Below are 19,199 nucleotides of genomic sequence, written 5' to 3'. Positions count from 1 at the left end.
TGGAGAATACGTCTTATTGGGCGACGGTCAAGCGCACCGACTGGACATTGAGCGGAGTCGGGGCGGAGAGCGCCAGAAAGTTGGGACGCTTGGGGTCCGAGGTCAGCGACTCGCCCGGCAGGCTGAGACGGATCTCGTTGATGCCGGCCTTGGCCAGCTTGACGGTGGTGGTGAAATCGTGACCCAGTGCCACCTTGAGCAGAGCACCGGCCTGCGGGCTGTTGACCCGGGCCTGGATGGTCAGCTGTTCCGGCTGTGCCTGCTGCTTGGGCAGTACGAAGTAGAGGCCGCCCTGGCCGCTCAGTTCGGTGCCGTCCGCACTCGGTTTCTTGGCCCAGCCTTCGCTGGAGAGGAAACGGCTCGGTTTGGTCAGATTGAGCTCGTTGCCGGGTTGGTAGGTCATGCTGGAGTTGTGCTCCCAGAAGCGGGTCTTGCCTTCCAGGTAATAGAGCTTGTAGGCCAGGCTCACGTTGGGGTGGGCGGCCAAGTAAAGGGTATAAAGGTAGAAACCACTCAGCGCCATGATGGCGGTCAGAAAACCAAACTTTTTGTACGTCATATCACTCTCTGCGCCTCACGGTTTGTAGGCTGATTTCGCGCATATGCTAATCCAATTGCAAAAAAAGCATAGTGGATCACAAAAATATATTTGGTCACATATTAACCCCTTTTCGGCCGGTGTTCCAAATGTTGCTGTTCCCGCTTTTTACCTGCCCTGGCGAGCCGGAGATCCGGCGCAGGCCGGGGGCATTTCAGGCCCGGCTTCTACAAGCATAAACGAGGGTGCCGCTCACACGGCCGGGAGCCTGCATCGCTGTGGCAGGATCTGTCGCCATTTTGCCAAGGCCGATTTATGATGGCGTATCACGCAGTCAAGGATGACCCATGAAGCTGAAACTCTGCTGCTGGATGCTCTGCTTGCTGGCGCCGCTGGCCTCTGCAAACAGTCTGTGTCCCTCGCCCTTGCGGGTCGGTTTTGACAACTGGCCGCCTTATCACTATTACACCGGCACGGCGGCCGGGCAGAAGGAGCTGCGCGGCTTTGCCGTCGAGGCGCTCACCGCCATGCTCAAGCGGCTCGATTGCAAGGCCAGCTATGTGGAGATGCCCTGGAAGCGGGTGCTGCACGGTCTGTCACTGGGCTCGGTCGACATCGCCATGGAGGCTTATTTCAACGAGGATCGCGCCCACTATGCCTGGTTCTCCGATGCCTACAATCCGGGCCGCAGCGCGCTCTGGATCCGCAAGTCATCCTCCTACCCCGAAACCGATCTGGCCAGCTGGCTGGCCAGCGGCCATACCCTGGGCATCACCAAGGACTACTACTATGGGGCGGAGATCAGCGAGTTGCTGCGTCGTTATGCCGCCCAGGTGAGCGTGGTCAATGACGAGCAAAACTATGGCAAGCTGGTGCTGGGACGCATCGACGGCTTTCTCGGCGATGTGCTGGCCACCCCCTGGGGCCTGAAGGAGGAGGGGCTGAGCGATCTGATCGTCCCCCACACCATGGCCGTATATGAAGCGCCGACCTTCTTCATGTTCAGCAAGAAGCGGCTGTCACCCGAATTTGTCAGCGCGTTCAATCGCGAACTGGCTGAATTTAAAGCAACAAATGAGTATGACATTATCTGGCGGCGCTACGCGCCCGCCAGCTAGTAAAGTCGCGGGCATTCACGCATCATGAGCGCCTTGACCGCCGGGTCTGACAGGCTGAAGTGAACCGATCTTGAGGTAAGCATGGGGAAGAAGTATTGGCTGGCATTGGCAAACCTGATCTGGCTGGGCTGCTGGCCGGCGGCCATGGTACAGGCCAGCGAGGGCCAGGTGGTGGTGAGCAATGCTGCGATGCAGCACGACTGGTATCAGAACAGCACGGCGGAGCAGGCCAGGCGTGAGCTGGAGCTGCAGCTGCAGGAAGCCGTGCTGGCCCAGTTGCACCCGGATTTTTACACGCTCTGGAAGAAGTTGCAGGCCAAGCCGGCGGATCAGCGTGGTGCCCTCTATGACGAGGCGTTCGGCAAACTGGCCCGGTTCCAGCAGGCGTGGCGTGCCATGGATCTGGTCTCCCGCGAGCAGATGCAGACCCTCAAACTCAACCTCAGCAAGCCGCTGGCCCACGAGCCGGCCGGCGACAATCTGCTGGAGCAGGTCAGGCAGCTCAGACCCCAGGTCGCGGAATATGACGCGGTGCGCGAAGAAGTGCGCAAGCTGCTGGCGCTGCCCATGGCCAAGAAGTGGCCGACCCTGACCATGCCGACCCTGCGGGCCGGTGAAGTCTCCCCGGAGCTGGGCCAGATCCGCTCCATCCTCAACGAGCTGGGCGACACGGCCCCGCGCCATGATGACGCCACCTACGACGCCGAGACCCTGCAGGCCGTCAAGCAGTTCCAGCGCCGCCACGGCCTGACCGCCGACGGCATCATAGGCCGGCAGACCCGTAGCTGGCTCAATACCGGGCCCGAGGTGCGTGCCAGCCTGCTGCTGCGCAACCTGTGGCGACGTGACCTGGTGGATCAGCTCTCCGGCGCCCGTTACGTGCTGGTCAACATCCCCGACTATCGGCTGAGCGTGGTGGAGTCCGGCAACGAGGTATTCACCAGCCGGGTGATCGTGGGCAAGGAGCAGCGGGCGACCCCGATCCTCGCCAGCGAGATCCGCTCCATCGTGCTGAACCCGGCCTGGCACGTACCGCGCTCCATCCTGAGCAAGGACATTCTGCCCAAGCTGGGACGGGATCCCGCCTACCTCAATCGTGAGCAGTTCGAGGTGATCGACGGCGAGGGCAATCCGGTGCAGTTCACCGAAGAGGGCTGGCAGCAGGCGCTGGCGTCCGGCTTCCCCTACCGTCTGCGGCAAAAGCCGGGCGATCACAACGCGCTGGGTCGTTACAAGTTCTATCTGCCCAACAACGAGGCCATCTATCTGCACTCCACCCCGCGCAAGGCGCTGTTCGAGCAGGGCGCGCGCGCCTTCAGCTCAGGCTGCATCCGGGTGGAGCATGCCGACGATCTGGCCGAGCTGCTGCTGGCGGACTCCCGCTATCAGCCGGACAAGGTGGCCAGCATCCTGAAAGAGACCCAGACCAAATGGCTGCCGCTGACCACCCCGATCCCGGTGTTCACCGTCTACTGGAGCAGCTGGATCGACGAGGATGGACGTCAGCAACTGCGCAACGACATCTATGGATTTGATCGAGTCAGCTACCAGAGTCGCTTGCTGTGATCCTCGCCACAGAGTGAAAAGCCCGGCCTGCGCCGGGCTTTTTCATGGCCCCTTGCGGTTTGACAGCGGCCGGCTCGGCGGGTAGTTTCAAGCGCCTGTATCAAATTCATTCAACGGTTTCACCTCAACATAGCGATGGACGGACAAGGGATGCTTGATCAAGAGATAAGCCGACGTCGCCTGCTGCTGGGTGCCGGTTGCCTGCTGGGGGGCTCGCTGCTGTCCTTTCCCGCCACGGCGAGCCGCAGTACGGCAGGACGTGAACTCAGTTTCTTCAATCTCAATACCGGCGAGCGGGTGCGCGCCAGCTATTGGGAAGACGGCCGCTACCTGAAAGACGGGCTGGCCGAGCTCAACCACATCTTTCGCGACTACCGTCGCAACGAAGTGTTCAACATCGACCGCAAGCTGTTCGACCAGCTCTACCTGCTGCAGCACAAGCTGGGTCGCCACGGTGAAATCCAGCTCATCTCGGGCTATCGCTCGCCCGTGACCAATCGCCAGAAGCGCAGCCGCAGCCGCGCCGTGGCCAAGCACAGCTACCATACCCTGGGGCAGGCGGTGGATGTGCGCATTCCCGGAGTACAGCTGGCGCACCTGCGCAAGGCGGCGCTCCATCTCAAGGTGGGCGGCGTCGGTTACTACCCGAGCGACAACTTCGTGCACCTCGACACCGGGCCGGTGCGCAGCTGGTAACGGCCGGCTGCCTGCCACCGCTGCCCGGCGGGTGACTGGTCAGCGGGGTGGCCGAGCTGGTAGGCTCTGGACACCATGCAGAGGAGAACCAGATGAAACATATTTTGCTTGGCGGGCTGATTGCCCTGCTGCTGACCGGTTGCGGCAAGCTCAACCGTGAAAACTACGACAAGCTCAAGATGGGGATCAGCTACGCCGAGGCGAGCAGCATCCTCGGCAAGGCCGAGCGTTGTGACGATGCACTGGGAACCACCAGCTGCATCTGGGGTGACGAGGGCAAGAACATCAAGATCCGTTTCATCGCCGACAAGGCGACCTTCTTCAGCTCGGAAGGGATCAACTGAGGCAGCCACAGCCCGGTTGCCCATATAAAAAAGCGCCTGACCGGCGCTTTTTTGTTGGCTGCAATCCGTACCGGCTTGCCAGAAGCTGGCGCGCTCAGTGCGTGGCGTACTGGTAGTGGAAGGTAGGCAGCCCCCACTTGAAGCGCACTGCCAGGAGGCGCAGCACGAAACCGATGCCGATGGCGCCGAAGGCGGCCCAGTCGTTGGGCAGGCCCTGATCGAGCGCCAGGCAGTAGATGGCGGCCGTCACCAGCGAGATGGCGGCATAGAGCTCGCGGCGAAACACCAGCGGAATGCGCTGGCAGAGCAGGTCTCTGAGCACGCCGCCGAAGGCCCCCGTCACCACCGCCATGATGCAGGCGATCCCGGCGCCGTGGCCCATCTCCAGCGCCCTTGCCGCGCCGAAGATGGAAAAGACCACCAGCCCCAGGGCATCGAGCGCCATGAACAGCTTGCCGAGGTAGCGCATCAGCGGCGCCGAGATGACGCCGGCCATGGCCGCGCCGGCGACCAGCAGCACATACTCCGGGTGTTCGACCCAGAGCAGGGGGTAATGGCCCAGCAGCACGTCGCGAATGGTGCCGCCCCCGATGGCGGTCGCCGATGCAATGATCACCACGCCAAACAGATCCATCCGTCGCCGGCCCGCGGCCAGCGCGCCTGTCATCCCTTCGGCCACCAGGCCCAGCAAGAAGAGTGCATGTAACATGAGATATCCCAGGGTGCGAGAAAGCTCCGCATCCTATCAACTCGCGCTATAGGGGACAAGCAATGAAGGCTATGCATTATTTTTTATAATGCAAAAATGAAACGAGGCCCCCAAGGGAGCCCCGTTGTCACCACCAATCGGCTCAGCGTCTGAGCTGTTCGGCGCGGTAGTGATCGACCCACATGGCGGTGGCGCCGCAGATGGCCACCGGCATCACGAACAGGTTCACCACCGGGATGGCGGAGAAGAGGGTGACCAGGGCGCCGAAGCTCAGGCACTTGCCGCGCCGCTGCTTGAGGGCGTCGCGCATGGTAATGAAGTCGATCTTGTGGTTGTCGAACGGATAGTCGACGTACTGGATCGCCATCATCCAGGCGCTGAACAGGAACCAGAGCACCGGCGCCAGGGTCTGGCCCACCACCGGAATGAGGAACAGGATCAGGCAGCCGATGGCCTTGGGCAGGTAGTATTTGAGCTTGGTCCACTCGCGGCCGAAGGTGCGCGGCACGTCCTTGACGATGTCCAGCATGCCGGTATCGCTGACGGTCTCGCCGGTGAGGGCCTGTTCTACCTTCTCCGCCAGCAGGCCGTTGAAGGGCGCTGCTATCCAGTTGGCCACCGAGCTGAACAGGAAGGAGAAGACCACCAGGATGGTGATGAGGGCGATGGGCCAGAGCAGATAGTCCAGCCAGTCGAGCCAGCTCGGGATCTGCTGGTGCAGCCAGCCAAACAGGCCGTCCAGCTGCAGCAGCAGGGCGTAGAAGGCGCCGGCAAACAGCACGAAGTTGACCAGCAGGGGGATCAGCACGAAGGTGCGGATGCCGGGCTGGCGAATGAGCGAGAAGCCGCGCAGGAAGTAGTCTGCGCCGCTGATCGAGTCTTTTACCATACGGGGTGAGTGGCTCATCTGAGCTCCATCTGTTCATGGGAAACTGCCTGCATATTACAAACAAGCTTTTGATTTGGTAAAGTCGCCTGCCCGCCTCCTCTTTATTTCGTTACCCACATAGGCCGCCATGCGTCTGAAATTGATCAAACTCGCCGGTTTCAAGTCGTTTGTCGAGCCGACCCGCATCGAGCTCAACGCCGACATGACCGCCGTGGTGGGCCCCAACGGCTGCGGCAAATCCAACGTCATCGACGCCGTGCGCTGGGTGCTGGGGGAGAGCTCCGCCCGCCATCTGCGCGGCGAAAACATGACCGACGTCATCTTCAACGGCTCCGTCAACCGCAGCGCCCACGGCCGTGCCTCGGTGGAGCTGGTGTTCGACAACCCCCACAACCGGGTGCCCGGCGAGTTCGGCCGCTTTACCGAGATCTCGGTGCGCCGCGAAGTGCTGCGCGACGGCTCCAACCACTACCAGATCAATGGCCAGAAGTGCCGCCGCAAGGACGTGACCGACCTCTTTCTCGGCACCGGCCTTGGGCCCCGCAGCTACGCCATCATCGAACAGGGCACCGTCAGCCGGCTGGTGGAGTCCCGCCCGGCCGATCTCAAGCTGTTCATGGAAGAGGCCGCCGGGGTTTCCCGCTACAAGGAGCGGCGCCGCGAGACCGAGCAGCGCATCCGCCATACCCAGGAGAACCTGGAGCGCCTCGGCGACATCCGCGGCGAACTGGGCTCGCGCCTCGAGCATCTCAAGGCCCAGGCCGAGACCGCCGAGCGCTATAAGCAGCTCAAGAGCCGTTCGCGCGCCGCCCGCGCCGAGCTGATCGGCTCGGAACTGTGGGCGCTGGAGACGCGCCTCGGCGAGGCCAAGACCGAACTGGCCCAGACCGAGCAGGCGCTGGCGGCGCTCGATGCCAAGCGCACCGCCGACGAGGGGCGTCACGTCACCCTGTCGGTGGCCCGCCAGGAGGCGCAGGCCGAGCAGGCCAGCCGCCAGCAACAGATTTTTCTCGGCGGGCAGGCCATCGCCCGCCTCGAGCAGCAACAACTGCACCAGAGCGAGCTGGGCCGCGACTGGCAGGCGAGGCGGCAAGCCCTCGGCGAGCGTATCGAGGGGCTCAAGGCCCAGTTGGCCGGCCAGCTGGAACAGCTGAGCGAAAGCACGTTGCAGGGCGAGGTGGCGTCGGCGCGCCTCGAGCAGTGTGAGCAGTTGCTTACCGACCAGCAGAGCGTGCGGGCGGCGGCGACCGAGCGGCTCGAGCAGGCGCGCCAGCGTCAGCAGCAGTGGCAGCAGCAGCTGGGCCAGTTACAGGGACGGCTAAACCAGACCCGCGCCGAGGTGAACGGTCTGCAGGAGCTGCAGGCCAAGACCCGGCTGGCCCGTCTCAAGCTGGAAGATGAACAGGCCGGGCCCCTTGGCGGGGAAGGGGAGAACCTGCAACCGGCGCTTGATGCGCTGGCGGCGGAGCTCGCGCTCTCCCGCGCCCGCCATGAGCAGTCCGAAGCGGCGTGGCAGGCCGCCGTGGCCCGCCACGAAGCACTCAAGACAGAGCAGGGTCACCAGCAGGGCTTGCTGCGCGAGCTGGAGGCTCGCCTCGCCACCCTGGATCAGATCCTGGGGGAGCAGATGGCGGGCGCCACCCTGGCGGATCGGCTGCAGGTACCCCCCGAGTGGGCCCGAGGGCTGGACAAGGTGCTCGGCCGCTGGCTCACCGCCACCCCGGCGGATGAGTGCAATCTGACGCAATCCGGCCTCTGGATCGGCCCGGCCCAGCCGGCGGTTGCCGGTACCCTGGCGGCGCAGCTGGGCGGCGAGCACATTCCTTCCTTCCTCAATGCCATCTGGCTGGTGGAGAGCCGGGAAGCGGCATTGGCCCGCCAGCCGAGCCTGGCGGCCGGTGAGTCGCTGCTAACTCCTGCTGGCGACTGGTTTGGTACCAACTGGGCGGATCTGGGGGAGGGCATGGCCCTCGGTACCCTGGCGCTGCTCGGCGAACGTGAGCGGTTGCACACCGAGCAGGTCGCAGGCCGGGAGGCGCTGCGCCGGCGCGATGAGCAGCTTGCCGCCGCCGATGCGACGCGGGCCCAGCTGCACGGCGCCCATGAGCTGGCTCAGCGTACCCTGCGCGAGCAGGAGCAGCAGTGGCAGCAACTGCGCGAAGCCTGGAGCCTGCGCGAGGGGCAGCGGCAGGAGCGGTTGCTGCGCTTCGGCCAGCTGGGGGAAGAGCTGATCAGGCTCGACCAGGAGCAGGCCGAGGAGGCCAAGCGGCTGGCGTCGGCCGGGGAACGGCTTGAGCAGGGCGAGGCGGCCCTTGGCGAGTTGCAGGAGCAGGGCGAGGCGCTCGCCGAGGCGCTGTTGCTCGCCCAGGAGCAGGCAAGCGGGGCGGAGCGGGCGCTGGAGGAGGCGCGCCTGCGCCGGGAGCAGCAGCAGGCCGCCTGCCAGCGGCTGCAACTGGAGCAACAGAACCTGCGCCAGCTCATCGCCCTGCGCGAGCAGGAGCTGGCCCGTCTCGGGTTGGAGCTGGCCGAGCTCAAGGAGCCGGGGGCTGCGCCGGGTCAGGATCTGTCGCCCCTGCTGGCCGAGCAGCGCAATCTTGAGGCGCAGCAGCTTGCCTGTCATCAGCGGCTTGCGGAGCTGGAGCGTCAGCTGACCGAGCTGGAGCAGGCCAGAAGCGTCGATCACAAGCAGCTGGTGCAAATTCAGGAGAAGCTGGCGACCCTGCGCCTTGAGCGTGAACGCAACCTGACGCGCCGGCAGGGGTTGCACGAGCAGTTCGAAGAGCTGGGCGTGCGACTGGTGGATCTCGATCAGGCGGTGCTGATTGCCGCTGATCGCGGCAAGCTGCGCCAGGAGATCCAGACCCTGGAGGCACAGGTGGAGGCACTTGGCGCCATCAACCTGGCGGCCCTCGAGGAGTATGAAGAGGCGAAAACCCGCTCAAGCTACCTGGAAAACCAGTGCCAGGATCTGGAGCAGGCGCTGGAAACCTTGAGCCAAGCCATTAAAAGAATTGATAAAGAGACACAAATACGGTTCCGGGATACTTTCGATAAGGTCAATGAAGATTTAAAATCCCTCTTTCCGAAAGTGTTCGGGGGGGGCAGTGCCTGGCTTGAGCTCACCTCCGATGATCTTTTGGAGGCCGGAGTGAGCATCATGGCGAGACCTCCGGGTAAGAAGAATGCTACCATTGCCCTGCTTTCCGGGGGGGAGAAGGCGTTAACCGCACTTGCGCTGGTTTTTGCCATCTTCAGACTCAACCCAGCACCATTTTGTCTGCTGGATGAGGTGGATGCACCGCTCGATGAAGTGAACGTCGGTCGCTTCTGTTCTCTTGTCAAAGAGATGTCGAGCACAGTACAGTTCGTTTACATCAGTCATAATAAGGTCTCCATGGAGATGGCTGAGCAGCTGGTTGGCGTCACGATGCAAGAGCCCGGGGTTTCGCGCATAGTGTCGGTCGATATCGGTGAAGCCGTCGCTTTGGCTGAGCAAAACTAGAAAGAGAAGCAGCTAATGCAGGAATTGCGTTACATCTTGGTTGCCCTGGGCGGTATTGCCATCGCGGCATTGCTCATTCACGGGTTGTGGAGCAACAGAAAGAATCGTCAGGCACCGATCAAAGAGAAACCTCTGGGCCGGATGGAATCCAAATCACGGGATCGTGACAACGACGCCTTCGACAGCGATGGCATCGGTCAGGTGCGAGTGGTCAGCGGTGGCCGTCGTGCCGAGCCCAAACTCCACCATGATGAGCCCCGCCAGCCGGAAGTCAGCCGTCGTGCGCCCGCGCCCGCCTTCGATGATGAAGATGACGACGCCGATCTGCCGCCGCCCGTGGTACGCAAGCCTGCCGCCCGCCCCGTGCCGCCGCCCCCCGTCTATGAAGAAGACGAGGAGGAGTTCGAGGAGCCGGTTGCCGCAGCCGTCGAGGAAGTGCCTGCCGCGCCGGTGCGCAAGCCCGCCCAGGTCATTCGCCGTACCCCGGTCCACCGTTCCCGTCCCCAGCGCGAGCCGCTGCTGCAACCGCTGGACGAAGAGCCACTGGTCGAGCCCGCCTACGCGACCGCACCCACTTTCGGTGCCCGCGAGCCGGCTCCGGTCGCCGCTCCCGAATACCAGGCACAGCCCCGTCATGCAGCCCCCGAGCCAGCCTACGAGGAGCCCGTCTATGAAGAGCCGGTACGTGCCGCGCTGGTCGAGAAGATCTGGCAGGATGTCTATGTCATCAACCTGATGGGCCGTCCGGGTCATGATCTGCAAGGGGCCACCCTGCTCTCTTCCCTGCTGGCGTTGGGCTTCAAGTTTGGCGAGATGGACATCTTCCACCGTCACGAAGACCCGAACGGCAAGGGAGAAGTGCTCTTCTCCATGATCAACATGGTCAAGCCGGGCACCTTCAACCCGTATCGGATGGAGCAGTTCGCCACCCCGGGCGTGTCGCTCTTCATGCAGCTGCCGCTGCGCAGCAACGCTGCGTTTGCCTTCGAGGACATGCTGCAGGCCGCCGATCAGCTGGCCAGCGATCTCGATGCCATGCTGACGGATATGGATCGCAGCCCGCTGAGTGACGAAACCATCGCCCGTTACCGGCATGAGCTGGCCGCCTACGAGGCCAGTCGCGACTAATACGCCATGCGGGTCGAATGAATGAAAAGTGCGGTACCCAGGTGCCGCATTTTTATTGGTCCGCTGGCCGGTTTTTCCATCACACTTCGAGACTTTTTCATGAGCGACATCCTCTCCCGCCACCGTCAACTGTGTGAGCTGCTGATCGAGTACGGTCATCAGTACTATGTGCTGGACAACCCCACGGTGCCGGACGCCGAATACGATCGGCTGATGCGCGAGCTGATCGCGCTGGAAGCCGAGCATCCCGAGCTGAAGACGCCGGCCTCGCCGAGCGTGCGGGTGGGCGGCCAGCCGCTGACCGCCTTCAAGCAGGTGCGCCACGAGATCCCCATGCTGAGCCTGGACAACGTGTTCAGCGGCGAGGAGCTGCAGGCCTTCGAGCAGCGGATGCGCGATCGCCTCAAACGGGAGGTGAGCTTTACCTTCTGCTGCGAGCCCAAGCTGGACGGCCTGGCGGTGAGCCTGCTCTATGTGGCTGGCCAGCTGGTGCAGGCCGCCACCCGGGGCGATGGCACCACGGGTGAGGAGATCACCGAGAACGTGCGCACCATCAAGGCCATTCCCTTGTCCCTGCGTGGCGAGGGCTGGCCGGCCCGGCTGGAAGTGCGTGGCGAGGTGTTCATGCCCAAGGCGGGGTTCGAGGCGATGAACGCCAAGGCGCTGGCCGCCGGCGAGAAGGTGTTCGTCAACCCGCGCAATGCCGCCGCCGGCAGCCTGCGTCAGCTCGACTCGCGCATCACCGCCAGCCGCCCGCTGGCCTTCTACGCCTATGGCGTGGGGGTGGGTGGTGAGCAGCTCGGTGGCTCTCACTTCGGTCGCCTCAATCAGCTCAAAGAGTGGGGGCTGCCACTTAGTCCCGAGGTGAAGCTCAAAGAGGGGGCCGCCGGTTGCCAGGCGTTCCACGACGATATCCTGGCGCGCCGCGGCGAGCTCCCCTACGAGATCGACGGCGTGGTCTACAAGGTGGATGCGATTCCCCTGCAGGAGGAGCTCGGTTTTGTGGCGCGGGCACCGCGCTGGGCCACCGCCCACAAGTTCCCGGCCCAGGAGGAGATGACGGAGCTTGAGAACGTCGAGTTCCAGGTTGGCCGTACCGGCGCCGTGACCCCGGTGGCCAAGCTCAAACCGGTGTTCGTCGGTGGCGTCACCGTCTCCAACGCCACCCTGCACAATGCCGACGAGATTGAGCGCCTCGGCGTGATGATCGGCGACACCGTGATCGTGCGCCGGGCCGGGGACGTGATCCCGCAGATCGTGGCGGTGGTGGAGGCGCAGCGCCCGGCGGATGCCCGCGCGATCCTGTTCCCGACCGAGTGCCCGGTGTGCGGCTCGGCGGTGGAGCGGCTGGAGGGAGAGGCGGTGACCCGCTGCTCTGGCGGCCTGTTCTGCGAGGCGCAGCGCAAGGAGGCGATCAAGCACTTTGCCGCCCGTCGTGCCATGGACGTGGACGGCCTCGGCGACAAGATAGTGGAGCAGTTGGTGGACAAGGGGCTGGTGAAGACCCCGGCAGACTTGTTCAGCCTCAACGCCATTCAGCTGGCCGGGCTCGAGCGGATGGGGCAAAAGTCGGCCCTCAATCTGGTGGCGGCCATCGATGCGGCCCGCAGCACCACGCTGCCCCGCTTCCTGTTTGCGTTGGGGATCCGCGAAGTGGGGGAGGCGACCGCCTTGAACCTCGCCAACCACTTCCTCACCCTGGACGCCCTGCGCGCCGCCTCGGTGGAGCAGTTGCTGGAAGTGGCCGACGTGGGGGACATAGTGGCCAAGCACGTTTACTACTTCCTGCGCCAGCCTCACAACATCGAGGTGCTGGAGGCCCTGCTGGCGGCCGGCATCCACTGGCCGGCCATCGAGAAGAAAGAGGCCGCGGAGCAACCCTTTGCCGGCAAGACCTTCGTGCTGACCGGCACCCTCACTACCCTGTCGCGCAACGATGCCAAGGCGGCGCTGCAGGCGCTGGGGGCCAAGGTGGCGGGCTCGGTGTCGGCCAAGACCGATGTGCTGGTGGCGGGGGAGGCAGCAGGCTCCAAGCTGGCCAAGGCCCAGGAGCTCGGCATCACCGTCTGGAGTGAAGAAGAGCTGCAACAGGCGTTGCAGGGCTGAGTCGCTCACGCAGAAAGAGAAACAAAGAACCCGGCATGGCCGGGTTCTTTGTTATGGGGACTCTGATCAGCGCTCAATCACGCCAGAGGATCTTGTAGCGCCATTTGTCGGGCAGGGTGAGCTGCCAGCGGGCCAGCTCGCTCTTGCTGAACACATACTCGCCGCGCAGGGCGGCGCGCGGTGCCAGGGTTTTGGGCTGGGCGCCCGCCAGGATGGCGTTGACCAGCTCGGCCGCCTTGGCCCCCTGATCGCGGCCATCCAGCACCAGGCCACCGATGGCCTTGCCCTTGCCCACCGAAAACTCCCAGAAGCAGAACAGCGGCACCGGGCTGTGGGCGCTGGTCCACTCCAGCAACCTGTTCTCATCCACATGGCGGCCCTGCTCGTCGCTGAGGGTGTGGTAGAGGCCGATGAAGATGGCTTCATAACCACTCTGCTTGGCATTGAGCACGGCTTCCTGCCACAGGCTGTAATCGCCGATGAGCTGGCTGTTGACCCGGGTCTGGCCGACCCGCAGCTCGGTCTGGGTCTTGAACTCATCCTCGATGGCGGTGAGCGCCACGTTGCTCGAGTCAAACAGCACCAGTGCCTTCTTGATCCCCCCCATCAGCTGGCTCATCTCGCTGATGTTGCGTTTGAGCAGGGGGCGCTCCAGCACGCCGGTGATCTTGGGGTGGCCGACCAGCCCCTTGTGGCGCGGGTTCTCGTTCATGCCGAGAAACACTACCGGGGTGCCGAGGGAGGCGATGTCGCTGGCCAGGTAGTTGATGGCGTTGTCATCGCCGAGCACCACCAGATCCGGTTTCACCTGGCGATAGTAGGCGAGCGCCTGCTCAGCTATCTGATCAAACTCCTCGGCGGGGCGGCGCTTGGTATCCATGTAGAAGTGGCTGATGTGGTGGTCGCCCTTGAGGTTGGCGGCCAGGCTGGCGTTGTAGCTCTGATCCCACAGGTATTCGGTGGTAGCTGCTGATCACCAGAATTTCGGCCGCCCACAACCGCAACGGGAGGGCACACAGCAGCAGTAGCAGCAATAGCGGGTTGGTCATGTCGCTTCCCATGGAACAAGAGGAGTTGTCCTTCATTATGTCCATCTTGGTGCAAACCTGTCCCGGTCAATTACTGTCGGAAGGGAAATCTTTTTCCCTCTGGCCGGTATCGGGCGCCAGCCCGCATCAGGCTTGAATTGGGTCTTGTATGGGGCCGTTTGTGACTGGTCGGGAACTGCGCCACTCGCCTCAAAACCTGTTCTGGATCAAGAAATACGGTCACGCTTTGGTGCCTAATAGACACCACATATAGGGCTGCATTCGTTTTTAATCCCTATATGTTGTGTTATTAAGCTGTGTACAAGCTGTTCCTTTCTCATCGTCAGCCCTGGCTTGTCAAGCCTCGGCTGAATTTATTTGCGCCGAGGACGAGGCGTGGAGGAGGGGGCCAAACAAGGGTAAGCCGAGGGCGAGAGCCTGGCCTTTTTAACGGGGAAAATCCATGAAACCGGTTGTGATCAAACGTGATGGATGTCGCGCACCATTCAATGCCCAGCTGATTGCCGAGGCGGTGGGCCGAGCGGCAGAAGCGGTCAATCAGGCCAGTCCGGCGCTGGCCGAGCGCATTGCCGCCGCCGTCACCCAGGAGCTGGAAGGACGGGGGGAAGTGGACATCCACGAGATCCAGAACCGGGTCGAGAACCACCTGATGGCCTCCGACGACAAGGCCATCGCCCGTGCCTACATCGAATACCGTCACGACCGGGATCAGGCTCGCGAGGCCCGCGGCCGGCTGGCCCAGGAGATCCGCGGCCTGGTGGAGCAGACCAACGCGGCCCTGCTCAACGAGAACGCCAACAAGGACTCCAAGGTGATCCCGACCCAGCGTGACCTGCTGGCGGGCATCGTCGCCAAGCATTACGCCACCAGTCACATGCTGCCCCGCGATGTGGTGCAGGCCCACGAGAGCGGCGATCTGCACTTCCACGATCTCGACTACTCCCCCTTCTTCCCCATGTTCAACTGCATGTTGATCGATCTGAAGGGGATGCTGACCCACGGCTTCAAGATGGGCAACGCGGAGATCGACACTCCCAAGTCCATCAGCACCGCCACCGCGGTCACGGCCCAGATCATCGCCCAGGTGGCGAGCCACATCTATGGTGGCACCACCATCAACCGCATCGACGAAGTGCTGGCCCCCTATGTGACCATCAGCTGGGAGAAACACCGGGAAGTGGCGCTGGAGTGGGGTATCAGCGATGTGGACGCCTACGCCATGGCCCGTACCGAGAAGGAGTGTTACGACGCCTTCCAGTCGCTGGAGTACGAGGTCAACACCCTGCACACCGCCAACGGTCAGACCCCGTTCGTCACCTTCGGCTTTGGCCTCGGCGACAGCTGGCAGTCACGTCTGATCCAGCGCGCCATCTTGAGCAACCGCATCGCCGGCCTTGGCAAGAACAAGAAGACCGCCGTGTTCCCGAAACTGGTGTTCGCCATCAAGGATGGCCTCAACCACAAGCAGGGCGATCCCAACTACGACATCAAGCAGCTGGCACTGGAGTGCGCCTCCAAGCGGATGTACCCGGACATCCTCAACTACGACCAGGTGGTCAAGGTGACCGGCTCCTTCAAGACCCCTATGGGTTGCCGCTCCTTCCTCGGTGCCTACGAGGAGCACGGCGAGCTGGTCCACGAAGGGCGCAACAACTTAGGCGTGGTAAGCCTCAACCTGCCGCGCATCGCCCTGAAATCCCGCGATGAAGCGGACTTCTGGGACAAGCTGGACGCCGCCCTGCGGGTAGCCAAGACCGCACTGATGTACCGCATCAAGCGCCTCGACGGGGTCAAGGCCCGGGTCGCGCCCATCCTCTACATGGAAGGGGCCTGCGGGGTGCGCCTGAAGGCCGACGACAATGTCAGCGAGATCTTCAAGCACGGTCGCGCCTCCATTTCGCTTGGTTACATCGGGGTACACGAGACCATCAACGCCCTGTTTGGCGATCAGGTGCACCTGTTTGACAGCGCCGAACTGCAGCAGAAGGCCATCGCCATCATTGCGCGGCTCAAGGCGGCCACCGACGAGTGGAAGGAGGAGACCGGCTACGGCTTCAGCCTCTACTCCACCCCGAGCGAGAATCTCTGCTCGCGCTTCTGCCGCATCGATGCCAAGGAGTTTGGCGTGGTGGCGGGGGTGACCGACAAAGGCTACTACACCAACAGCTTCCACCTCGACGTGGAGAAGCAGGTCAATCCGTACGACAAGCTGGACTTCGAGGCGCCCTATCCGCCCATCGCCAGCGGCGGCTTCATCTGCTACGGCGAGTACCCCAACATCCAGCACAACCTGGAAGCGCTCGAAAACGTCTGGGATTACAGCTATGACAAGGTGCCCTACTACGGTACCAACACCCCCATCGACGAGTGCTACGACTGCGGCTTCACCGGCGAGTTTGAGTGCACCTCCAAGGGCTTTACCTGCCCGCGCTGCGGCAACCACGACCCGGCCAAGGTATCGGTGACCCGCCGTGTTTGCGGCTACCTCGGCAGCCCGGATGCGCGCCCCTTCAATGCGGGCAAGCAGGAGGAGGTGAAGCGCCGCGTCAAGCATATGTAAACAGAGCCAACTGAAGTTCTTTCACGTAGCAATTTGTTAGGAGATGCCTGTATGAGTACTTATGAATTAGTCAAATACGCAATTCTGAATAAAAAACAAATTATTGCTGAATACCAAGGGCATTATCGTGAAATGTGCCCTCATGCAATCGGTACCAAGAATGGGTACCAGCAAGCACTTTTCTATCAGTTCGGTGGTTCAAGTAGCAAAGGTATTGTGACTCCAAACTCTATTTACAATTGGCGCTGTTTGCGGTTGAAGGATCTAAATGATGTTCAGGTTCGTGATGGTGAATGGTTTACTGCGGCCAATCACTCTCAGGCTCAGACATGTATTGATGTAGTTGAGTGTGAAGTGACGTTCTAGATGCACTACCACCAATACTACCCGGTCGATGTGATCAACGGCCCCGGCACCCGCGCCACCCTGTTTGTCTCGGGCTGCAAACACCAGTGCCCAGGCTGCTACAACCAGAGCACCTGGCGGCTCGATGGCGGCAAGCCGTTTGACGAGGCGATGAGCGATCGCGTCATCGCGGATCTCAACGACACGCGCATCAAGCGGCGCGGGCTGTCGCTCTCCGGCGGCGATCCGCTCCACCCCGCCAACGTGACCCACGTGCTGGCGTTGGTGCGGCGGGTGCGTGCCGAGTGCCCCGGCAAGGACATCTGGTGCTGGACCGGCTATCTGCTTGGCGAGCTCAGCCCGGCCCAGCGCGAGCTGGTGGCCTTGCTGGACGTGCTGGTGGACGGCAAGTTCGAGAAGGGGCTGGCGGATCCCGGCCTGCTCTGGCGCGGCAGCAGCAATCAGGTCATCCACGACCTCAACGCCTGGCGGGAAGGGGGTGAGCGCATTCCCTGTCTGGTTTGCAGTTGAAGCCAGGGATGTTTATGGTTAGCCCATTGCTATCCCTGTGACATCGTTGACGAGGAAATCCGAGATGAACAATCTGCTCAAGATCCTGCTGGCCATCTTTCTGCCCCCGGTCTGTGCCTTTCTTCAGGTGGGCTTCAGCCTGCATTTTCTGATCAACATAGTGCTGACCCTGCTCGGCGGCCTGCCCGGCATGGTGCATGCGCTCTGGCTGGTGGTCAGCGACAAGCGCGGCTGACGCTGAGCCGCTTTGCTAAAAGCCAACCCGATGGGGTTGGCTTTTTTTATGCTGCTCAAACGGGTTCCGATTGTTACAGTAACGGGCCGGTAACCCTGCCGGGGAGGGGTGACCCCTCTGATCTGACTCAACAAGGAGTGTTGAATGGGTTTGAAGGTCTTGCTGCTGGGCATTGTGCTCGGTCTGCTGGGGGGCTGTGCCAGCCCCAGTCCCACCGTGAAGCTGAACCAGCCGCCGCTGGAGGTGACCATGGCGGAGCTTGGCAAATACTGGGTGCAGGATGGCGAGGTGCCTCCGTTTGAACCGGTGGGCGGTGCGCCAGCCAAGCGGCCCGTCAAGGGCTATGTGGAGATCCGTTATCTCATCGACTCCAACGGCAATCTGTTCAGCCCAGAGATTGTGGCCTCGGAGCCGCCCGGCGTGCTGGACCTGATCGCCCTGTCGGGGCTGGCCAAGACCCGCTATCGCGTGTCGGAGCAGAACCCGCAGGCCATTCCGGTACGAGTGGTGGGTCGCTACGAGATTGAAGTGGAGTAATGAACAACCCCGGCCTGGCCGGGGTTGTTCATTACTGCTGCTTGCAGTCGTTGTAGACGCTCTGCCACTCGCCATCCTTGTCGCGCATCTCGACAAAGCCTTCATCTCCCTTGTTCCACCAGACGGCCTCATGGTCGTCGGTGTAGCGGGCGCCGGAGGCGGAAACGCTCTGCGGCAGGGTGTAATCCTTGCCATCTGGCAGCGCCAGTTTGACGAAGTTGAGGCTCTGATCGGAGAGGGCGAAGTAGCGTACCTGCACCCGTTGGCCCTGTTCACACAGATAGGTGACGGGGTCGCCACCGGTCACGCTCAGGGTGCCGGCACCGCGTTCGCAGCCGCTCAGCAGGGTCAGGCTCGTGATGCCCAGCAGCAGAAGGTTGGCGTGCTTCATGTTGATTCTCCATCGGTGTCATCCGGGCGTGATCCTAACAGCTTGCCAAAGGGGCGCAATGCGCCTCGACCCGGCTTGCGTCGATATGCGTCCATGGGCTTCAAAAGAAGCGCTAATGAGCAGCGGCTCAATGCAGGCCGAGTCTGGCCTCGAAGGCGCGCACCAGTGCCTCGTAGGTGCCGTTGTTGCGGATCTTCTGCAGCCCCTCCTCGAAGCGCTTGGCCATCGCCTCACCCTGAGGGTGGGCGCGAGAGAAGGCGAGCCAGAAACCGTCGGTGGAGATCTTGCCCACCTTGACCACCTTCCCGCTCAGCTGTTTTTGCTGGATCTTGAGGTAGCCCGGCATCTCGTTCATCAGGATGTAGTCGACCCGGCCGCGCACCAGCATCTCAATGATCTGGGCGTCGGACTTGGCCTGGAAGCGGGTGATCCTGGGGTTTTCCATGAAGTCGGTGGGGTAGGTGTAGCCAAGGGTGATGCCCACCGTCTTCTGTTCCAGCGAGGTGAGCTTGAGATCCCGGCGCGGTTCGCGGGCCAGGGCGAAGATGGCGAGATCCTCCTCGAACATGGGGGTCTCGTGCCAGAAGTACTGGTAGCGGTTCTCCTCGGTGATGGTGGCATCGAAGCAGCCGAGCACCTTGTCGCTGCGTGCCTCGTACATGCAGCGGGCGAAGGGGATGGTGCGAAACTCGACGTCGACCCCCTCGGCGGCGAAGGCCGCCTTCACCAGCTCGGGGGCCAGCCCCTGCGGCTGACCGCTCTGCTTGTCGAGGGCGCAGTAGGGGGCCCAGTCATCCTCGGCGGCAATGAGCACCTGCTCTGCCCGGGCACAGGTCATCCCCAGCAGCAGAGTGATTGCCAACCAGTGGATGTATGCTGCTCGTGCCATGGTCTCTCTCCTGTTGCCGACTGCCCTAGCAAGCATAGTTGCTGGGGCTGGCCGCAGGTGCCGCCA

The 19,199-nt window shown here is 62.8% G+C and carries 17 protein-coding genes and 1 pseudogene; 12 read left to right on the top strand and 6 right to left on the bottom strand.

All coding sequences use genetic code 11. From position 1 onward, the window contains the following. Window positions 1–13 precede the first annotated feature (13 nt). Window positions 14–559 carry a hypothetical protein gene (locus tag PG881_RS09075; RefSeq protein WP_016349902.1) on the bottom strand — a complete coding sequence of 182 codons (546 nt, stop codon included), beginning with the start codon at window positions 557–559 and terminating at the stop codon, window positions 14–16. Between the two features lie 326 nt (window positions 560–885). Here PG881_RS09075 and PG881_RS09070 point away from each other — a divergent pair, with 326 nt between their 5' ends. The 4 genes from PG881_RS09070 (at window position 886) to PG881_RS09055 (ending at window position 4,262) form a co-directional block, all read left to right on the top strand. After that, the gene (locus PG881_RS09070) at window positions 886–1,656 is read left to right on the top strand and encodes a substrate-binding periplasmic protein (RefSeq protein ID WP_270799431.1); all 771 of its coding nucleotides are present in this window, start codon (window positions 886–888) and stop codon (window positions 1,654–1,656) included. Window positions 1,657–1,737: 81 nt separating this feature from the next. After that, window positions 1,738–3,222 (top strand): L,D-transpeptidase family protein, encoded by a 1,485-nt coding sequence (locus PG881_RS09065; RefSeq protein ID WP_017408576.1) that lies wholly within the window; start codon window positions 1,738–1,740, stop codon window positions 3,220–3,222. A gap of 150 nt (window positions 3,223–3,372) precedes the next feature. After that, a complete protein-coding gene (locus PG881_RS09060; protein ID WP_029301559.1) occupies window positions 3,373–3,918 on the top strand; it encodes a DUF882 domain-containing protein in 546 nt (181 codons plus the stop codon). Window positions 3,919–4,010: 92 nt separating this feature from the next. Then, the gene (locus PG881_RS09055) at window positions 4,011–4,262 is read left to right on the top strand and encodes a hypothetical protein (RefSeq protein ID WP_005303367.1); all 252 of its coding nucleotides are present in this window, start codon (window positions 4,011–4,013) and stop codon (window positions 4,260–4,262) included. 94 nt (window positions 4,263–4,356) lie between these two features. Here the strand turns inward: PG881_RS09055 and PG881_RS09050 are convergent, their stop codons facing one another. Together PG881_RS09050 and cysZ are read right to left on the bottom strand one after the other, a co-directional pair. After that, window positions 4,357–4,971 (bottom strand): trimeric intracellular cation channel family protein, encoded by a 615-nt coding sequence (locus tag PG881_RS09050; protein ID WP_011705141.1) that lies wholly within the window; start codon window positions 4,969–4,971, stop codon window positions 4,357–4,359. Window positions 4,972–5,113: 142 nt separating this feature from the next. Further along, window positions 5,114–5,878, bottom strand: coding sequence for a sulfate transporter CysZ (cysZ, locus tag PG881_RS09045; RefSeq protein WP_011705142.1), 765 nt, complete (start codon window positions 5,876–5,878; stop codon window positions 5,114–5,116). A gap of 109 nt (window positions 5,879–5,987) precedes the next feature. Between cysZ and PG881_RS09040 the strand changes: the two genes are divergently transcribed. The 3 genes from PG881_RS09040 (at window position 5,988) to ligA (ending at window position 12,596) form a co-directional block, all read left to right on the top strand. Then, window positions 5,988–9,362, top strand: a complete 3,375-nt coding sequence (locus tag PG881_RS09040; protein WP_270799427.1) for an AAA family ATPase — start codon at window positions 5,988–5,990, stop codon at window positions 9,360–9,362. A gap of 15 nt (window positions 9,363–9,377) precedes the next feature. After that, entirely contained in the window at window positions 9,378–10,490 is a 1,113-nt protein-coding gene (gene zipA, locus PG881_RS09035) for a cell division protein ZipA (RefSeq protein WP_270799425.1), read from the top strand. Between the two features lie 99 nt (window positions 10,491–10,589). After that, a complete protein-coding gene (gene ligA, locus PG881_RS09030; protein WP_270799423.1) occupies window positions 10,590–12,596 on the top strand; it encodes an NAD-dependent DNA ligase LigA in 2,007 nt (668 codons plus the stop codon). A 73-nt stretch (window positions 12,597–12,669) separates the two neighbouring features. Here ligA and PG881_RS09025 read toward each other — a convergent pair. Beyond that, window positions 12,670–13,645, bottom strand: a pseudogene (locus tag PG881_RS09025) (ABC transporter substrate-binding protein). 442 nt (window positions 13,646–14,087) lie between these two features. Here PG881_RS09025 and nrdD point away from each other — a divergent pair. The 5 genes from nrdD (at window position 14,088) to PG881_RS09000 (ending at window position 17,853) form a co-directional block, all read left to right on the top strand. After that, window positions 14,088–16,205 (top strand): anaerobic ribonucleoside-triphosphate reductase, encoded by a 2,118-nt coding sequence (gene nrdD / locus PG881_RS09020; protein WP_016349909.1) that lies wholly within the window; start codon window positions 14,088–14,090, stop codon window positions 16,203–16,205. A gap of 51 nt (window positions 16,206–16,256) precedes the next feature. Beyond that, window positions 16,257–16,571 (top strand): hypothetical protein, encoded by a 315-nt coding sequence (locus tag PG881_RS09015; RefSeq protein WP_270799421.1) that lies wholly within the window; start codon window positions 16,257–16,259, stop codon window positions 16,569–16,571. Next, complete coding sequence (gene nrdG / locus PG881_RS09010; RefSeq protein WP_270799418.1) at window positions 16,572–17,081, top strand: anaerobic ribonucleoside-triphosphate reductase-activating protein; 510 nt, start codon at window positions 16,572–16,574, stop codon at window positions 17,079–17,081. It begins immediately after the preceding gene. 64 nt (window positions 17,082–17,145) lie between these two features. Continuing rightward, window positions 17,146–17,316 (top strand): YqaE/Pmp3 family membrane protein, encoded by a 171-nt coding sequence (locus PG881_RS09005; protein ID WP_005303354.1) that lies wholly within the window; start codon window positions 17,146–17,148, stop codon window positions 17,314–17,316. A 144-nt stretch (window positions 17,317–17,460) separates the two neighbouring features. Beyond that, complete coding sequence (locus PG881_RS09000; RefSeq protein ID WP_043161294.1) at window positions 17,461–17,853, top strand: energy transducer TonB; 393 nt, start codon at window positions 17,461–17,463, stop codon at window positions 17,851–17,853. 31 nt (window positions 17,854–17,884) lie between these two features. Here the strand turns inward: PG881_RS09000 and PG881_RS08995 are convergent, their stop codons facing one another. Together PG881_RS08995 and PG881_RS08990 are read right to left on the bottom strand one after the other, a co-directional pair. Beyond that, window positions 17,885–18,244, bottom strand: coding sequence for an MliC family protein (locus PG881_RS08995; protein ID WP_029303683.1), 360 nt, complete (start codon window positions 18,242–18,244; stop codon window positions 17,885–17,887). Between the two features lie 127 nt (window positions 18,245–18,371). Further along, window positions 18,372–19,133, bottom strand: coding sequence for a substrate-binding periplasmic protein (locus PG881_RS08990; protein ID WP_029301550.1), 762 nt, complete (start codon window positions 19,131–19,133; stop codon window positions 18,372–18,374). Window positions 19,134–19,199 lie beyond the last annotated feature (66 nt).

The organism is Aeromonas sp. QDB54, from assembly GCF_027707385.1.
GTDB lineage: Bacteria > Pseudomonadota > Gammaproteobacteria > Enterobacterales > Aeromonadaceae > Aeromonas > Aeromonas hydrophila.
Note: the sequence above shows the minus strand (reverse complement) of the source record. Positions and strands in the feature narration are given on the sequence as shown.